Here is a 914-nt window from a genome sequence, read left to right as displayed (position 1 = left end):
CCTCTCAGTCCTCTGTGTGTTGCGCAGGCTCCCGGATCGGTTGACACGAAACAAGAGGCAATCGGTCGGTAAACCGTGCGACATGGGTGCGCAACATTCAGGCATCGTCGACGACTGTTCGGGAGGCTGGGATGGCGAGATTCCGCAAGGCAATCAGAGTCGCTGCCTACACCGGCCTGGCACTGCCGCTCGTGGCAATCCTCTGGGTCCCGCTGTACGCGCGGACCACGCCTCGGCTGGCAGGGCTGCCTTTCTTCTACTGGTTCCAGTTCGCTTGGATCTTCCTGAGCATGGCGCTGATGACAGCCAGTCATCTGCTGCTGAAGCGCACGGACCCTGGGGTCCGTGCGCCCGGGACGCATCCAGGCGGACACCCCCACCCTGGAGAGCATGCATGAGCATCTTCACTCCGCAGACCCGGGCCCGCCCAGGCCTGCGGTCCATCGTGATCTGGACAGCCGTGTCGATCGTCGGCGCGATCGCCTGGGGGGTCATCGCCCTGGCCCGCGGCGAGCGTATCTCGGCGATCTGGCTGGTGGTCGCGGCGCTGTGCTCGTACGCGATCGCCTACCGGTTCTACGCGCGCTTCATCGCCCGGCGCGTGCTCAAGGCCGACGACCGGCGCGCCACGCCCGCGGAGCGGCTGGACAACGGCATCGACTACCACGTCACCGACCGTCGCGTGCTGCTGGGCCACCACTTCGCCGCGATCGCGGGCGCCGGGCCGCTGGTCGGGCCGGTCCTCGCGGCGCAGATGGGCTACCTGCCCGGCACCATCTGGATCATCGTCGGTGTCGTCTTCGCCGGGGCCGTGCAGGACATGGTGGTCATGTTCCTGTCCATGCGCCGCGACGGGAAGAGCATCGGCCAGATGGCCCGGGACGAGATCGGCCGCGTCGGCGGCGTCGCAGCCC

The 914-nt window shown here is 67.9% G+C and carries 2 protein-coding genes; both read left to right on the top strand.

What is annotated here, in order from left to right; genetic code table 11:
• The first annotated feature begins 131 nt into the window (after window positions 1–131).
• On the top strand, window positions 132–398 hold the full coding sequence (locus ABD332_RS59900; protein ID WP_344516106.1) for a DUF3311 domain-containing protein: 267 nt from the start codon (window positions 132–134) through the stop codon (window positions 396–398).
• A partial coding sequence (locus ABD332_RS59895; protein WP_344516104.1) for a carbon starvation CstA family protein occupies window positions 395–914 on the top strand: 520 nt, incomplete at its 3' end. The genes ABD332_RS59900 and ABD332_RS59895, both read left to right, overlap by 4 nt.

Source organism: Dactylosporangium maewongense (genome assembly GCF_039531485.1).
Lineage (GTDB): Bacteria > Actinomycetota > Actinomycetes > Mycobacteriales > Micromonosporaceae > Dactylosporangium > Dactylosporangium maewongense.
This window is presented reverse-complemented; position numbering and strand designations above follow the sequence as displayed.

Coding starts and splice junctions, on each gene's coding strand:
- ABD332_RS59900 (WP_344516106.1), top strand. CDS start 132: ATGGCGAGATTCCGCAAGGCAATCAGAGTCGCTGCCTACACCGGCCTG.